This window comes from Synechococcus lacustris str. Tous, assembly GCF_003011125.1.
Classification (GTDB): Bacteria; Cyanobacteriota; Cyanobacteriia; order PCC-6307; family Cyanobiaceae; genus Synechococcus_D; species Synechococcus_D lacustris.
The window spans coordinates 1-15,847 of record NZ_PXVC01000054.1; the positions used below are offsets into that span (position 1 = coordinate 1).

The following is a 15,847-nucleotide window of genomic DNA, read 5'->3' on the forward strand; positions in this document are numbered from 1 at the left end:
TTCTTGGATAGCGGTGGGGCTGCTGTAGCCACAGCGGTGGAGGGCTTCCAGCAGGGGCAGGCCCAGGCCGAGGTGGGCAAAACCAGGGGCCGGGGAGGGTAGTTCTTTCACAACTCAACTATGGACTAAGAACGGAGCTGGGTTTTGATCGCGGCGATGGCGACGCGGCAGGGCAGCTGGAAGGCGCGAACCGGCAAGGGCGGCGGTTTGCTCTAGGGCAGCGCGCAACAGCCGGGCGGCATGGATGCCCATATCGCGGGGCACACAAATGCGATCGCGCAGGTTGCGCAAACCCAAATCACTGTTGGGGGGTGGMGCACAGGGGTCATCGGTTAYYAAGCGGGTGAGGGCAGCCCGCAGGGCGGCATCGCTGAGGCCGGGGGTGTGCTCCAAAAGGGTGCGGCGATGTTTAATCACCCKKCYTAGGGCCTCAGTGGCAGGGTTAGAGCCTGGCGCTKGCRAACCTGCATCGCTGAGGTTGTGCCAGGGGCCAGCATCGATGCGGGCAGCCCAGTAGTTGGCAGCWGCACTGCCATTGCCATAGCAACCACCCATCTGGGGCGGCAGGTCGTGGGCGTGGGTGTGGTGGTCGCTGCGGGTGCCGCAGTAGGTGCTGCGTTGCTCTAAGCCAGTAAACCAACGGTCGATKGYAGGCCAGCGCTTACGCAAYTCATAGCCCTTGTAATAGAGCAGGCTGCTGTTCATGCGCTCCAGATAGGGCACAAAAGCYAGATCRGCACTGGAAAAATGTGTAAACARGAAGGGGCCTTGCTCCTTTTCAAGGGCTGCTTCCAGGCGCTGCAGCTGAATTTCAAACAGGCGTTCACCTTCTGTTTCCTGGCCTGGGTAACAAAGCCAGGTGCACCAAGCGCGAAATAAATCACGTTCTAATGCGCGCAAAGCTAAAACTTCMGGATCTTGAATAGAGCGGCCRTTAACACCACCRAGCACCCCAAAGCTGCGCTCTAAGGCAAGCAAGATCACATCACTTTCGGTAATCATYTGGCCATCAATGCTCAAGGCCGGCAACATGCCAGATGGCACTAGTTGGCGAAACCAGGCTTCCTTTTCGCCATAGCAAAACATCGAAACCTTYTTAATTTGATAGGGCACCTGCTGTTCCTCAAGCCAGAGCCACACCTTTTGGCAATAGGGGCACCAGGCGTGGTGATCGCGATAAAGCACCACGCGAATTTCGGCAARGGGCCTGCCAAAAGGGCGCAGGCGCGCCTGGCTATTGGCGGGGCCTTCTGAGCGGTTGGGCTCAGGTGGGGCAAGGGCCTCCAGTTGCTCCCAACTAAACATGGATTTTTGTGTGCACTTGGCCACACAATTGCAGCAATTGGGCTKTTGTGGTTACAAAAGGAATGGATCCGGCGACGTAGCCCCTCCGTCGGCCAAGAGCGCCTAGCCCTGGCGCTCCGAGAAAACCCCTGGCAGAGCCGGGGGTTTTCTTGTATCAAGCCCGATKKGCATCCAGATGGGCAAAAACGCTGAGATCGCCCAGATCGGCCTCAGGGGCCATGGGGAATTTCCGCAAGGCGAGCAGCAGTAGCAAAAGGCTTTCCAGCCCCAATAGTGCTGCTGCGATGGGGGCGCTAAGCACACCARCGAGCCAACCAAGCAACAACAGGGGCAACARSAGGGTGAGGCCAATCGCTTCTGGCCGTTGAAAACAGAAGAATTCCTTGAAACCCAAACCAGCTAAAGCAGCAAAAAAGGGACCAACGGCCCAAATCCAAAGCGGTTGTGCCACCAGGGTGGGCAAGATTGCGGYGGGTCCCACCCGCCAGGCCAACACAGCAGCGCCAAGGCAGCCAAGCAACCAAAACAMTTGCAGGCTGCGATGGAGCGGCCGCACATAGATGTGCACCCAACGCAGGGCACCACCGAGGCCRAGGCCCATCAACAACAACCAGGGCCAACAAAAACCTGGGCCCCATTGGCGCCACTGAATWAGCAGGCCGGCTTGGGCAAGGGCAAGCAGCAATAGGGAGAGGCGATAAAACAACACCTCCTGGCGGTGCTGGGCMGTAACGGTGTATKGGCCGTAAACACCTTGGTATGTGGCGGGAGCAGATGTCATGGCYTCATTGTGGCYTGGATTRAGGCAAATAGCTCYTCGCTGGAGGAGGGGCCAGCMGGAACAATCAGCGATGGATTGAGCGGAAATAGGGCACCGAAATAATCGCGGCGCCAGGCGGCGGGGTAGCAAGTATCAAAAACTCCTGGCAGGGAGCAGAAACGGGCCCGCCAAGCCCATAGGGCAGGAAAACTAAACAGTGGTGMSCGGCTGCAACGRAATARGGGYGCATAAACCTGCTCCCAGCGAATCAAGGTGGGGAATAGACGCACATCAGCCATGGTGAGCTCGCYKCCACATAGCCAGGGRCCCTGCYTTARRAGGGCTTCCTCCAGCTGGGTAAGGCCGGCAAATAGGGCCGCCTCCGCCCGGTTRTAGGCGGCTTGATTACGGGCAAAGCCACAGCGATATACGCCRTCATTAATATCATTCTGCATTAAATTRAGCCAATGRTTGATAKCAACTAAGCTYTGRCTAGGYAGCAGGTTTGGRGCRYCGTTAGAAGGGGAGGGTAAAWAATTTAAAATTTCAATTAATTCAGCACTTTCATTATTAATTATTGAAGCTTTTTGYRASCCWTCACCAGGGTKCAAYAGSAGYGGAACCGTRGCTCTGGCATTACTTTTTGCRCCGCAAAGTTGATATAGCTCAGCGAGGGAATTACAGCCAAARYGSGGTTCTGGAAATACCCAGCGGCCKGCCTTGGGATCGGGCTCCACAATTAAGAGTTGAACGGAWGGCTCCAATTGGCGTAAACGCCAAACCAACCAGGCGCGGTGGGCCCAGGGGCAACTGCGGCCAACAATTAACTGAAGCCTGCCTGCCSCCTGCAGGGATTCAAGGCCAGCTCCWGCAAATTCCGAGGGGCGCCTTTGGAAATTTCCATCCCGATCGGCGGGGGCAAGGCCAGCCATCAAACGCTGCCATTCCCATTGCCAAAGGCAGCGGGCCGTAGCTACTAAGGCGGGTGGAACAGTCATGCTGATCACCCTGGCATAGGCRGCACGGATGAAACAACGGGATTTAATAGCCGCTTGCGCCTTGATTGGTGTGGCCGGTGGTGTTTACCTGAGCCCGCTGGTGAGCCTGGGGATRCTGATTAATGCAGCGCAGCAGGGTGATATAAGCAGGATGGAACAACTAGTTAATTTCACTGAATTGCGCAGCAGTATTAATAAACAGGTGAAAATAAAAGCMGAAAATCAAMTYACTSAATCCCTGGGGGGCCRCAATTTATTTAGTGAAATGATCGCRTCAGTTGGSATGCTGGCAATWAATCCAGTTGTTGATAGCAAGGTAAATGAAACCGTATCAGCARCTGGGCTGATTGRAGCATTAAAAGATATACAARAACAATCGGAAAATCAAAATAAGATTGAACAGGTTGTGGGGCTAGGYAAACAATTAAGCGGCYTTAGGCTCAGCTACAAAAAYCCAAATCAGGCATTGCTTGAGCTGCCAAATCCAAATGCAACAGCTGCCGGCGCAACAAAAATATCGCTACTAATGCAACGAAAACAGCTATTGCAATGGAAACTAGTKGATGTGCAACTTAATTTGTAGAGCTGCCTTGCATTGCAACGGGGATGCGGGGCACGGGGAAACCAGCTTTACCRAGMACATCCACAATCATGCGGTTGGTATCRAAATAAACCTGCCAATAGTTTGCGGTGTGGGTATAGGGGCGAACGGCGAGGCGTGGGCCGCGCTCACTGAATTCCAAAACGGCCACATCACCGGGTTTACCATCCACCTGATTGGGCACCTGCAAAAGACCAGCCTGMAGCAAAGCGATCGCTTGGGCCACATCAGCGCTGTTATCTAACTGGGCAACTAATTCAACACGRCGGTAGGAATTAGCAGAGTAGTTTTTGATATTATCTCCAAATAGTTTGGCATTACCAACATAATTACGCACATTATCGGGTGAGGTAATCGCAGTAACAAACATGCCCACTTCATCWACGGTGCCTTCCACACCGCCTGCATCCACATAATCACCCTTATTTATTGGCCTRAAGATTTGCAGAAAAACGCCAGCGGCAAAATTACCTAACATGCCACTCCAGGCGGCGCCAATCGCTACACCAGCACCGGCCAAAAGGGCAGCAAAGCTAGCTGTTTGGATGCCAAAGAAACCAAGGATGGCAACCACYAACACCACCCGCAAAAGGGCGCCAAGGATGTTTAGTAGATAACCGATCAAGGTGGGATCRAGGCTGCCGCGGTTGAGCATGCGACGCAGCAAACGCAGGGCAAAACCAATYAGCCACCCCCCCACCATCCAAAGGGCAACAGCCCCTAGRAGCTTGAAYAAAAAGGGCACGAGGATGTCTGTTACAAGCGAAATGCCAGGRGTTGCCATGGAAAAAATGAATACAGCCATAGGTTGGCTGGTATGGCTGTTATTGGCCRTTAATTTCTAGRTTTGCTCTCTTTTTGCTGCCAAAAGCAATAGGGTTGGTGTTGATAKGTGCTTGATGCCATGGATGCTGCTGCTCTTAAARCWTTATTTACCAAGCCCTATGGAGCTCCATTCCCCAGTGAAGCCCAATGGCTTGAAGCMTAYGCGGAAGATGTGCATTTCAGCGACCCCACCCAGGAACGCCATGGAATCAAGGCTTAYMTMGCGGCCCARGAGGGTTTAATCAAGCGTTGTGATGATATTTATTTGCTGCCGGGTGCCATTGCAATTGATGGCGATCGGGCATTTGTGGAATGGGAGATGGGATTAAAGATCAAAGGAATTGAGTTTATTTATCCAGGCACAACACGCTTAATATTTAATCAAGAAGCTAAGATTTGTGATCATCGCGACTATTTTGATTTTATYGGCCCAACCTTTGAACCGGTGCCAGTGGTGGGAAATTTCGTGCGCTGGCTCTATAAGCGTTTTGTAGATTAATTAACTCTGATCAGCTATGCCACCATTACTACCCGGCAAAACAAAAACAAATTGGCTAGCAAATGGCCTTAAAATTGCTGGTGCCGCCATCGCAACGGTATGGCTGATMACTATWTTACCCTATATATTATTATTTAGTTTAATYTTAGCACTGCTATTAATACCAACATTGCGCAGGCTGCGATCAGAACTGGAGCAAACAATTAATATCGAGCCCACACMCTTAACAGACATAACACCCTGGCATCAAAAATTAATTAAAAAGATTAACAATTGGCGGGTTAAATAATAAAATATTTAAATATATTTAATTGTTAAACTCGCATAGTTTTTCGCTGATTTCCCATAATTTTTTGCGTTGTTCTAAATCTTTTGCTGCGGGTGCCATTGGCACCGCCGTTGGCCAACCRCGCATGCCACCCCATTGATTAGGGCCGTATTGAGAAGTGGGAACTGCCTCTTTTGCAGTGGCGGCAAAAAGCTGTGGCAAAGCACCCATGGCAGCRGMTTGAAATAAGGGTGCCATTAATTGATAGGCCAGGGGTTCTAGCCTTGAACCACTAGCTGCCACTGAAGTTGGTTGCAGATTGGTGCGGGCCACWCCTGGGTGGGCAACAAAAGATTGCACATTGGAATTTGATGAACTCAACCTATGTTGCAATTCAACGGCAAACATCACATTYGCAAGCTTACTTTGCCCGTAGGCTTTCCAACGATCATAGTTTTTTTCAGCTTGGAGATCATTGAAGTTGATGCGGCCAAAATATTGAGCTCCCGAGCTAACGCTAACAACCCTTGCATCAGGGCGGCCCTGCATTAAAGGCARAAGGGCATTTGTTAAAGCAAAATGACCTAAATGATTGATGCCAAATTGACACTCAAAGCCATCACGGGTAAGCGTGCGTGGTAAACCCATCACACCTGCATTATTGATTAATARATCTAAACGGCCATAGCAATCCTCCACCTGCCTAACGGCCCTTTGAACCGATGCCAAATCAGCTAGATCTAGTTCCACYAGATCAATGGCACCACCATCAACTATTGGCAGCAGCTGTTGGCGCGCCTGCTCAGCCCGTTCACGGCTGCGGCAGGCCATYARAACCGTTGCCCCACGGCCCGCAAGCACCCTTGCTGTTTCTAAACCCAAGCCACTATTTGCRCCKGTAATTAAGGCAACGCGRCCGCTTTGATCGGGGCAATCGGAAGCATTCCAGGCTGTTTTATTTAAACCCATAAACTATTCAGAACTTGCCTGTAAAGTTGATCAGGGCTTAGGTTAGCGATTAAATCACCGCGTTGGTCKAGCTGATCAAGGCTGGGATATTTACCAATAAAAGGATGGGGCAAGTTCCTGCCCACAAAATCGCCATAGATCAAGCCGATGGATGCACTGCCATGGTCGGTGCCATTTGATGAATTTTCACGTAAACGCCTTCCAAATTCACTAACCGCAAGCAGGGTTACCTGGGGCCTTTTGGTTAATTGTTTAAGGCCCCGATCAAAAACCTGTAGGGCATCAGCTAATTGCTTTAATTGATTAGCATGGGCAGATGCTTGATTTGCGTGGGTGTCGTAACCGCCTTGGGCAAGGGTTATTACGGGCGGGCAATTGGGTGAAGCAATTAAACGCAAAGCAATATCAACCTGCTGGCCGAGGGCTGTTTTTGGTATTGAAAGGCCGGCTATGGATGGTTGTAACCCCTCACGCAACCGTTCCAATTCACGGGCGCCTGCTAATTCCAATTCCAACATGCGCCTTAGAACAGGATTTGCTGCCGCTAATTGGGGATTTAATTGGGCGGAATTTTGCTTTTTTAAAGCTTCAGCTGCCACCTGCAATGCCATCGCTTTTCCACCTTCGGTGCTGCTGGAACCAGCTGGCCCTAATGCCACTAAGGGYCCTGCCATAWGGCGTTGGTCCATGGCGGCTGCAAGCCAACCGGGCCCCTCTGCTGATGCTTTACCCGTGGCCCATTGATCCATTGCTTTGAAATGACTGCGATTTGGCATGGGCCAACCCAAGCCAAGGGCAAAACTGAGCCTGCCCTCGCGCCACAACGGTTCAATTGCCGCCATGGATGGATGTAAACCAAGGCCATCACTAAGGGGTAGCGGTTGCTCCAAGGCAAGCCGTGGCCTTGCCTGGCGGTAAATGGGATCACGATATGGAGCAATTGTATTAAGGCCGTCGTTGCCGCCCCGCAATTCCAATAGCACCAAAACACGCCCGGATTTCGGCCCTGCCAGCGCAGCTGCGGTGAAAGCTGCCGGTGCAAAAGTTGCCGTAGCAAATAAACCAAATAGTGATCTACGTTTCATTTTATTTATGCTGAAAGTTGCCACACTGGATCTTTAAATAACTGAGCAATGTTGGTGCGGGAAGCAGCAGATGGCAGTGTTAAACCCAAGGGTGGTATTGGCGTTAAGGAGCTCAATAACATAGGCGGCAGGTTCCTTGAATTCCAAACTTCTTCATTGGCAACTAGTGTGGTTAAACCATGGCGACGGGCCTGCAGCCAACGTAGATTTAGCCATTGCTCGTTAATGGGCCAACCCTTCACCGATGGGGGATCCAATRGCGGTTGACCCATGCGCGCTAATTGCACTCGGCTGATTTGTAAGGCCTCTTGGTTTCTRCTRCCAAGCAGAGCCAAGCTGCGGCTGATCATCAAAATTGGATCACTTAYTTTTTTTCCGCGRGCAGCAATTGCCTCTGGAGAATTTATTAATGTGTTRTGCAGCCAAGCCAAAGAAAGTTTTTGATCTTGCCATTGTTTWGCCACWGATAATAATCKTTKCTTTGCSGGTAATGWTCCAACTAATCCACGCCAAAGGCGGCTACTAATATGCAAGGCAGTRGMMGGTTGTTGCGCTAACCAGGCRGCYAAACTKAYGGCATTAAAAKWAGCWGTTTTACCAAGAATAYTTTTYWGGCCGYTGTCATGGCGAWGGGGATCAAGCCCTAAYTTAGCCTCAGGTGTTAGGTAGTAACCGGTGAGGGCACGGGCAGTTTCTTGMACATCAAAYTCYTTATAATTACCYTCACCAAGGCTGAATAATTCTAATAATTCACGGGCTAAATTTTCATTTGGCCTRCCGCGCTTATTCGCCAGGCCATTTAAGGAAATCTGCAGGGCTGGATCCAGCAGCATTGCAGTTAATAATGAACTAAAATCTGAATTCAAATGTTCTTCAATTGTTTGCAAKTGTTGCTGTAATTGATTTGCGCTGCGTAATTGTCGCCAACTAACCGGAAAAATACCRCTCCACARATGAACCAAACGGGCCCTGGCCCGATCAGGCCCAAAAGCYAAGCGAGCCAGCCAGTTTTCTTGCAATTGCTGCGCATCTTCCAARYTTATAGCCATAGGTATARATCACGCTGCATATACAACCTGGGCAGAGGAAAGTATTTCATTGCGACGCAAATAGTTACGACTAGCCTCAATCCGAAGAAAGGTGGGGCMGGCCGCTGGATCAAACTGCACYATTACATCAACATCACTTTTGCTACCAAAATTATCGCTGAGAACGGAACCAAATAAACAAAATTCGTTCACTTGCCARCGCCGGCAAAAATCTGGAATTTTTTCTAACRGTAGTTTWTYCAGATTATTAGACAAAAGCACTWGCCCTYCCTAAATTAAACTTGCTCTATAAAATCCTATCATCAGCAATCCAGCTACCACTTTTACGGCGGAGCGTTGGCGGCAATTCTGGGACTTCTGGAAGGCGCAACCGCAGCAACTCGATGGCATCGAGCAATTGCGCCTGGCGATAATTGCTGCTGATCCAGAAATTCTCACAGAAACTGCRGCCTGGCGGCAATGTTTTTCAGCCGCTGCTGTTGCCAGTTTTGGCAACCCATTGGCTGTGGCATGGGAAAACCAAAACGACAATGCCAGTGGCACTGGCTACCGCGAATGTTTTTCCAGTAGTTGCGCCATGCTTGCCCGTTATTGGGGAAAAGTAGCAAATGATGATGAATACAATGCGATTCGGGCAAAATTTGGCGACACAACATCMGCCCAGGTTCAATTAACAACCCTCCATTCCCTTGGYTTAWCTGCATACCTCRCCACAAATGGTGATCGCAGCGCCCTAGAAGCTGAAATCAATGGCGGCAGGCCAGTGGCGGTGGGCTGGCTTCATCAAGGGCCCGTGGAGGCACCAAGTGGCGGCGGCCATTGGTCGGTATTGATTGGATTTAGCGATAGCCATTCAATCCACCACGACCCCAATGGGGAAGCTGATCTACTGAATGGTGGTTACACGGCAAATCAAAATGGTGCCAGCCAGCAATACAGCTGGAAAAACTGGCTACCYCGCTGGGAAGTGGAAGGCCCCGGCACCGGTTGGCTGCTCAGCTGCCATATTTAAGCTTAATTASTATTTTTTAYAATAAATTCTCTACCTTCAGCTTCACACCAAAGCCGATAGATATTTAATACATTTGGGCGWATTCCAGAAGCAGGAACTTTTAGAAATCCCTGCCGTTGTGCTGCTTCAAACAGTATTCGTTCTYTTTGCGTGAGCCGATGCGGAGTAGATCTACTGCCAATTTTAGAACGGCTGGATTTGCCACGGCTCAGKCGTTCAACGTCGTCTTTGTTGAAGTKGATCACTGGGAAGGACTTTATTTAGTATTTATAGCTAATTTTCATTCGAAYTCAGGACCAATTCGTGATGGAGCGGCAACGGCCTGAAGAGCAGCAGCGGGAAGCGATCCAGCCGTGATCCTTGCCGCCTCTGGCTCAAACCAAAGCAACCGCAATGAAGACATYTGGMACACAGAATGGCTRTGTCCAGCTCAWCGCCGAAAGGCAGCTCTGCTTTGAATCGGTGGTGGTGGCCATCGAAGCCGGTGAGCTCCTRRATGTGTTCGAGCACCCTAAYCAGCAGCGCTATCCAGGCCAACGGGTCCTGGTGGTTCAACTCGAGGGCTATGTCCACCTAGTGCCTTACGTGGAAACAGCTGAACATTTGTTCCTGAAAACGATCATCCCAAACMGAGGACGACAGCGATGCCKSAACAGAACCCCGCCATCCAACTCGATGCAGAAGAGCAACAGCTAAACCCCTGGGGTAATCCAAACGCTGCGTGAGGCGGCCCGGGCAACGGGCCAAAAGGATCAGGGTGTCCCCTATCAAACCCTGATCAGCAGCGTGTTGCAYAAATACGTRAGCGGCAACCTCCAAGASCAACCAACCATCAARTMAGSCGTCTAGACCCGCCTGCTCTTGTAGCAAAGAAAAAATTATGGGTCGCCTGAGATTCGAACTCAGGACCAATCGGTTAAAAGCCGAATGCTCTACCGCTGAGCTAGCGACCCAAGTGCCCGYTTGGGCAGAGTTGAAGGTATCACGCAGCACCCCCCTTAATCCATGCCMATTGAGCACTGGCCAGGGAAAAACGCTGCAATCCGTAGCGAWATATACCCATTTCAGCTCCCCCCACCCTTATTGAAGGGTGGGGGGAGCTGAAATGGGACGCGGCAGCGAATTTGAGAGTACAAAATAGAGAAGCTAGAAGACAACTCTTAATGCCACACAGGGAGCGGCCAGAYGCCTTAGTTGCGCTAACAGGAAAATTYAARAAAGAATTTTTATCTCTTTCATCCTCAGAATCCGATTGCTTTCTTCATATTGCCCAATACCCAGGCTGCACATCCATAGATATACAATCAGAATTTAATTTTGATCAGCCTCATGTTTCAAGGGTGCTAAACAAGCTGATARAAAAAAATTATATCAGGCGTTTAAGTAATCCCAAACAATCTCGTCAAAAAATTTATTTTCTTACGGCAAAAAAGGGCATGCGWTTATTGAATGAATGTATTGATAGTTGTTGCGAAGACTTATYAAGTAGCTCAAATTTAGGGCTTGCCAGGATTGCTCTTGCCCTAGAGAACTCATCACTARCTACTCTTWCTTCTCTTAAATGTTTAATTGAGAACACAATTGAAATYAAACAAMATGKTAAYTTGAATTGYATRRTTGCAAATGACTRCAATTCCATTATTGTGAATTCTAACCAAAAAGTTCAACGCTATCATCGTTTACTCAGCAAAGCTACAATCAATTAGAGYGTGCTATTATTAAAAGGTKATGGACCTGTTATTTTTACGAGATTCTGCTGAACCCAGAAGAAGGGAARYGGCTTCCTGGTTCCTCAGCAGTGGTATMAAACCCACGATAACTATTGCTTTTAGGTCTAAATTAAGCCTAATTGGTATTATGAGCCAATTTAAACGCCCTAATATCCTCAAAAGTGCTTGTACCACTGAGCTTGAAAGCTTAGAAGCCGTAGAAAAACATCAGCCAGGTTTACTAATTTGCAGTGATCAACTCGAGGAAGGTGATGGTTTTAGTTTARTAGTAAAAGCAAAAGAATTAKKCMCAACMCTTAGAACTTGCATAGTGTTAAGTAGTATAGATTCRARTCTCAAGCTGGCTCTACAAACAAAAGCAAACGCWATTGTTCATGAACTTGAYATCGGCGAACAAARCTYYCCCYTCAGGCARGCTTTCTTAAGTATTTGCACTGATCACTTCTACCTTGGTCCCACAGCCAAAAGAKTAGCAAAAACATTTGATAAAMTAACAATTCCCAAACGATTGGAAGACATACTTACAAGCCGAGAGCAATCAGTGCTTAATGGGATCATTGAAGGAAAAACTAATGAACAAATAAGCATAGAGCTTGAACTCAGTTATCACACAGTTAATTCATATATAAAAAWTATTCGCCGCAAGGCAGGTGTTAAGTCTAAAACTGAACTTGTGGGYCTTGCAATGAAACAATTAGTTAGTAGATTCAACAGATAAGCAGGTATTGAAGGCAAGGCTCATCAATCGAGCTGCCGRTCAATACGACGRCGTCCCGTTGCATTGATAAGTAATTCAAATGCAAAAGCGCACGTAAATAAACAAACCGAGAGCAATACAAATAAGGGCAATTCATCCATACAAAAACTGATGGCTTGTATTTACAAAACCCTRTTGCAGCTAGCCAGGCCAGCCAATACGGCCAGCGCTGATGCTGWRCACTTAGCACTGGTGGCGGATCGGGTAGCAGCAATCAAAAACCCAGTGCTGCRAAAGGAAATTGCCGGTGGCTGCCACCTGTTGGCAGGGCTAGGCTTTTCTCAAGAACTAATCAATGCGTATTTCACCATGGGAATTTTGGATGATTCGGTTACCTATCAAGCAGCTGTTGCGGAATACACCCGCCGAGGCCGCCAACAAGGTCTCAAGGAAGGTGAACGCCAAGGAGAAAAGAGGGGCTTGCAACTTGGGCTTAATCAAGGCCTTAATCAAGGCCTGAATCAAGGTCTCCAGCAAGAAGCCCAATCCCTAGTGCTGCGCTTATTACCTCGCCGCTGCGGCCAGCTAAGCCATGAACAGGAACTAGCGGTAAGGGCACTACCACTGGAGAAATTAGAAGCACTGGCAGARGCATTACTTGATTTCGATGGCCCCGAAGCATTGGATGCTTGGTTRGCGGTTTAGCTAGCGAACTAGCTGTCTTGCTGTGATCAATATCAAGTTTTGACAGCCTTATGCCAACCCTTGGGCCCCGGCCCTCTTTTTTTTGGCCTAAACCAGCCCGCAATAGCCTGTTTTAAGCACTGATAAGCAACTCTGTTTGATAAGCACCTAATCGATATCAGGGGCCGCACCGTCCGCCGGTGGAAAGSTTGTTTGCCATGCCGGTGGTTGGTCGCCTGGGRGGAGTGGCTGTAGCTGAATTACCAGCGAAGACTCCTGAAGCTCACCAATAAGTAAGAACAGGCCTTGAATGTAATCAATTACGTATTGCATACCAATGGGCATAACTTTAGTTCAATCCCACACACAATGAGCTACAGATYAATCCACAATTGAATCAATTTCGGAAAGTTTGCGTTTTAGCTGCAAAGCCAAAACCTCACGTCCAACCACTAAAAYAATGAATTGAACTTGAGCAAACCTAAATTAACTTTCAGCATTTTGTAGGAGCTCAGAACAACCTGCCATTCTACTCCTAGAGGGTTTTTAGTGTAAGTTCAATGGGTGAACTCTGCAAACAAAGCTTTAAATTATTGGCCTGAGCCAAACCTCAGTGCTGCTGCTTGGGTATCACCCGATGCAGTGCTGATCGGCGATGTGCGGCTAGCGGAAGGGGTAAGCATTTGGCCCATGGCCGTWTTAMGGGCTGATCTCTGCTCGATTGAGGTGGGCAGCAACAGCAATATCCAAGATGGGGCAGTGGTGCATGGTGATCCAGATGCACCGGTGCGCATCGGTAGGGAAGTAACCATTGGCCATCGCGCTGTTGTGCATGGCGCCACCTTGGAAGACGGCTGCTTGATCGGTATCGGTGCAATTGTGCTGAATGGCGTAACGGTTGGCGCAGATGCCCTTGTGGCAGCTGGGGCAGTGGTAACGAAAGATGTACCCGCTGCAGCGGTGGTGATGGGCACCCCAGCTCAGCTAAAAAGGCAACAAAGCCCCAGTGAAATCAGCGCCCAGCGCGCCCATGCCCTCAATTACCGCCAATTAGCAGAAAAACACGCCGCGAACAATTAAGATMAGTAGCTGTAAGTACCCGCCTGAACCATGGATCTTCGGCTTGTTTTAGTTGCCTCACCGATCCTTTTGGCAGTGGGCTGGGCTGGCTTCAATATCGGCCGTGCTGCCGTTGGTCAGCTGCAACTACTGCTAAGGCGATCCCGCGGTTGATCAATTGAACGTGCTTGTGATCGGTGCYGGCCTSGCTGGCACTGAAGCTGCATGGCAGGTGGCCCGCGCAGGTGTGCCRGTTACCTTGGTGGAGATGCGTCCGCTGCGGCGCTCWCCRGCYCACCACAGCAGTGAATTTGCWGAGCTTGTTTGCAGCAATAGCTTTGGCGCCCTAGCYAGTGATCGGGCCGCRGGGCTGTTGCAACAYGAAYTAAGRCAACTTGGTTCTCTCGTTATCAGCACCGCWGATCAGCATGCGGTGCCAGCTGGTGGTGCCCTAGCCGTTGATCGCGGCCGCTATAGCGCCGCCCTCACCAGCGCCCTAGAGCAACATCCACTGGTAACCATTGAACGCCGTGAGCAAACCAGCCTGCCGGGCCCTGAACAAATCACTGTGCTCGCCACCGGGCCGCTCACCAGTGAACCCTTAGCTGAATCGCTGCGCAGCTTCACAGGAAGGGATGAGTGCCAYTTYTTTGATGCCGCYAGCCCGATTGTGGCAGGGGAAAGCATTGATCTAAACAAGGCATTTCGCGCCTCCCGCTACGACAAAGGCGATGCTGATTACATCAATTGCCCAATGGATAAAGAGCAATTCCTGCATTTCCGCCAGGCGTTACTTGATGCAGAACAGGCGGAACTTAAGGATTTTGAGAAAGAAAGTGCCAACTTCTTTGAGGGCTGCCTACCGATCGAGGAGTTAGCGCGCCGCGGGGAAGACACCATGCGCTACGGCCCCCTAAAACCAATCGGTCTTTGGGATCCCCGTTGGGGCGACCTAAACGATAAAGATGTGCGCCGGGCAAAACGGGCCTATGCGGTGGTGCAGCTGCGTCARGAAGATAAAGACGGCCGCCTCTGGAATTTRGTKGGYTTYCAAACCAACCTCAAATGGGCAGAACAAAAAAGAGTGTTGCGCTTAATYCCAGGCCTAGAAAACGCCGAATTTGTGCGATTTGGCGTGATGCATCGCAACACCTTCCTTGAATCACCCCAATTACTAGAAGCSAGCCTGCAATTTCGCCAACGGCCAAATCTATTGGCGGCAGGCCAAATCACTGGCACTGAAGGTTATGCAGCAGCAGTGGCAGGCGGCTGGCTAGCAGGMACAAATGCMGCACGCCTAGCCCTTGGAATGGAAACTATTTCACTRCCAGCCACCASCATGATCGGTGCATTAACCCATTTCATCGCAGAAGCACCCACAGCTAAATTTCAACCAATGCCCCCTAATTTCGGCCTCTTGCCTGAATTAAATACTCGCATTCGCGAYAAACGCGAACGCTATGGCGCCTACCGAGATCGGGCTCTTGCTGATCTAGGGCGAAAGTGTAACTATTGAYACTTTTTAGCCCCGTATTAAGAACCTTGTTACCCCCCCAAATAGGGGGGGGTAGAGGGCTATACTTGCTTTAATCAATTACGGAAGGYTAKAATGAYTAAGTGATGAGCAATAGCTGAAGRATTTACTTGACACTCATAACCATTAACTTATTATTAAAGCATTAAAACATCAATCATTCCAACACACAAAAATGAATTTCAACATCAAAGAAATCCATAGTTCTATTCTTGAAAGCGAAAGCAATAGTCAAACCATATTTACAATTGATGAAAGCAGCATTATYAATAACATTTCCGATGAAYRCGAAGAGACAAAAAAACTATCATTAATGATTTCCAAATCCTTCCACAAAGAATTGCGTATTTTTTGTGCTGCAGAAGAGATAACAATTACMATGCTTGTAGTTGCAGCCCTACGTGAATATCTTCTAGCCAGAAGAAAATGACAAAAAGACTCACAATAATCCTATCAGACGAATTGCACAAGGCACTAAAATTATATAGCGCCTATGAAGATAAAACCCTCACGCAAACAGCATTAGAAGCATTAAGGGAATTCATTAAAACCAAGAAAGAGTTGGTAAACCAATTGCAGAACAATAAGAAATAGAATAAYTATTTTTGAATTTTATTTGCTATATTAATACAAAACTGATTCAAAGCAGAACTAGAAGCAAAATCTGCGGCGTCAGATTTAAGGATATTTTTCTGAAATTTAATGAATTTATCTTTTATATCTGGAGTTAAAAATTCATTAGACCAATTAAAACCACACAGTTCAATAAGCC

Annotated in this window: 17 protein-coding genes and 1 tRNA gene; 9 read left to right on the plus strand and 9 right to left on the minus strand. The window is 49.0% G+C overall.

Annotated features, from left to right (window positions below; genetic code table 11):
* Positions 1 to 114 precede the first annotated feature (114 nt).
* The 3 genes from C7K08_RS10000 to C7K08_RS10010 form a co-directional block, all read right to left on the minus strand.
* Positions 115 to 1,305, minus strand: a complete 1,191-nt coding sequence (locus tag C7K08_RS10000) for a glutathione S-transferase family protein (protein ID WP_106500487.1) — start codon at positions 1,303 to 1,305, stop codon at positions 115 to 117.
* Positions 1,306 to 1,459: 154 nt separating this feature from the next.
* On the minus strand, positions 1,460 to 2,086 hold the full coding sequence (locus C7K08_RS10005; protein WP_106500488.1) for a DUF2301 domain-containing membrane protein: 627 nt from the start codon (positions 2,084 to 2,086) through the stop codon (positions 1,460 to 1,462).
* Positions 2,083 to 3,063, minus strand: a complete 981-nt coding sequence (locus tag C7K08_RS10010) for a glutathione S-transferase C-terminal domain-containing protein (RefSeq protein WP_106500489.1) — start codon at positions 3,061 to 3,063, stop codon at positions 2,083 to 2,085. Before C7K08_RS10010 ends, C7K08_RS10005 begins: the two co-directional genes overlap by 4 nt.
* A 28-nt stretch (positions 3,064 to 3,091) precedes the next feature.
* Between C7K08_RS10010 and C7K08_RS16900 the strand changes: the two genes are divergently transcribed.
* Entirely contained in the window at positions 3,092 to 3,646 is a 555-nt protein-coding gene (locus C7K08_RS16900) for a DUF2939 domain-containing protein (RefSeq protein WP_106500490.1), read from the plus strand.
* Here C7K08_RS16900 and C7K08_RS10020 read toward each other — a convergent pair.
* A complete protein-coding gene (locus C7K08_RS10020; RefSeq protein ID WP_106500491.1) occupies positions 3,636 to 4,448 on the minus strand; it encodes a mechanosensitive ion channel family protein in 813 nt (270 codons plus the stop codon). The genes C7K08_RS16900 and C7K08_RS10020 overlap by 11 nt on opposite strands.
* 120 nt (positions 4,449 to 4,568) lie before the next feature.
* Between C7K08_RS10020 and C7K08_RS10025 the strand changes: the two genes are divergently transcribed.
* Positions 4,569 to 4,988 carry a nuclear transport factor 2 family protein gene (locus tag C7K08_RS10025; RefSeq protein WP_106500505.1) on the plus strand — a complete coding sequence of 140 codons (420 nt, stop codon included), beginning with the start codon at positions 4,569 to 4,571 and terminating at the stop codon, positions 4,986 to 4,988.
* Positions 4,989 to 5,295: 307 nt separating this feature from the next.
* Here C7K08_RS10025 and C7K08_RS10035 read toward each other — a convergent pair whose 3' ends face one another.
* Genes C7K08_RS10035 through C7K08_RS10050 form a run of 4 tightly spaced genes read right to left on the minus strand, consistent with a single transcriptional unit; the run spans position 5,296 to position 8,620 of the window.
* Complete coding sequence (locus C7K08_RS10035; RefSeq protein ID WP_106500493.1) at positions 5,296 to 6,225, minus strand: oxidoreductase; 930 nt, start codon at positions 6,223 to 6,225, stop codon at positions 5,296 to 5,298.
* Positions 6,216 to 7,310, minus strand: a complete 1,095-nt coding sequence (locus C7K08_RS10040) for a DUF1501 domain-containing protein (RefSeq protein ID WP_106500494.1) — start codon at positions 7,308 to 7,310, stop codon at positions 6,216 to 6,218. The genes C7K08_RS10035 and C7K08_RS10040 overlap by 10 nt, the downstream gene beginning before the upstream one ends.
* A gap of 5 nt (positions 7,311 to 7,315) precedes the next feature.
* A complete protein-coding gene (locus tag C7K08_RS10045; protein ID WP_106500495.1) occupies positions 7,316 to 8,359 on the minus strand; it encodes a DUF1800 family protein in 1,044 nt (347 codons plus the stop codon).
* Positions 8,360 to 8,368: 9 nt separating this feature from the next.
* On the minus strand, positions 8,369 to 8,620 hold the full coding sequence (locus tag C7K08_RS10050; protein WP_341272155.1) for a nucleotidyltransferase domain-containing protein: 252 nt from the start codon (positions 8,618 to 8,620) through the stop codon (positions 8,369 to 8,371).
* A 136-nt stretch (positions 8,621 to 8,756) separates the two neighbouring features.
* On the opposite strand from C7K08_RS10050, the gene C7K08_RS15100 reads away from it, so the two are divergent.
* Positions 8,757 to 9,371 carry a C39 family peptidase gene (locus C7K08_RS15100; RefSeq protein ID WP_206603835.1) on the plus strand — a complete coding sequence of 205 codons (615 nt, stop codon included), beginning with the start codon at positions 8,757 to 8,759 and terminating at the stop codon, positions 9,369 to 9,371.
* Positions 9,372 to 10,252: 881 nt separating this feature from the next.
* On the opposite strand, the gene C7K08_RS10065 is transcribed toward C7K08_RS15100, so the two are convergent.
* Positions 10,253 to 10,324, minus strand: a tRNA-Lys gene (locus C7K08_RS10065).
* Positions 10,325 to 10,534: 210 nt separating this feature from the next.
* Here C7K08_RS10065 and C7K08_RS16905 point away from each other — a divergent pair.
* From C7K08_RS16905 to trmFO, 6 genes are all read left to right on the plus strand, one after another.
* On the plus strand, positions 10,535 to 11,077 hold the full coding sequence (locus C7K08_RS16905; protein WP_106500498.1) for a MarR family transcriptional regulator: 543 nt from the start codon (positions 10,535 to 10,537) through the stop codon (positions 11,075 to 11,077).
* A gap of 151 nt (positions 11,078 to 11,228) precedes the next feature.
* Entirely contained in the window at positions 11,229 to 11,819 is a 591-nt protein-coding gene (locus tag C7K08_RS16910) for a response regulator transcription factor (RefSeq protein ID WP_423218694.1), read from the plus strand.
* A 63-nt stretch (positions 11,820 to 11,882) separates the two neighbouring features.
* Positions 11,883 to 12,503, plus strand: a complete 621-nt coding sequence (locus C7K08_RS10080) for a DUF4351 domain-containing protein (RefSeq protein WP_106500500.1) — start codon at positions 11,883 to 11,885, stop codon at positions 12,501 to 12,503.
* A gap of 543 nt (positions 12,504 to 13,046) precedes the next feature.
* Entirely contained in the window at positions 13,047 to 13,562 is a 516-nt protein-coding gene (locus C7K08_RS10085; RefSeq protein WP_106500501.1) for a gamma carbonic anhydrase family protein, read from the plus strand.
* Positions 13,563 to 13,592: 30 nt separating this feature from the next.
* Complete coding sequence (locus C7K08_RS10090; protein WP_106500502.1) at positions 13,593 to 13,715, plus strand: photosystem II protein Y; 123 nt, start codon at positions 13,593 to 13,595, stop codon at positions 13,713 to 13,715.
* A gap of 4 nt (positions 13,716 to 13,719) precedes the next feature.
* Positions 13,720 to 15,057 carry an FADH(2)-oxidizing methylenetetrahydrofolate--tRNA-(uracil(54)-C(5))-methyltransferase TrmFO gene (trmFO, locus tag C7K08_RS10095; protein WP_106500503.1) on the plus strand — a complete coding sequence of 446 codons (1,338 nt, stop codon included), beginning with the start codon at positions 13,720 to 13,722 and terminating at the stop codon, positions 15,055 to 15,057.
* The last annotated feature ends 790 nt before the right edge of the window (positions 15,058 to 15,847 follow it).

What these genes read in the sequence shown, in the direction of transcription:
- C7K08_RS10090 (WP_106500502.1), top strand. Translation starts at nt 13,593, where the DNA reads ATGGATCTTCGGCTTGTTTTAGTTGCCTCACCGATCCTTTTGGCAGTG.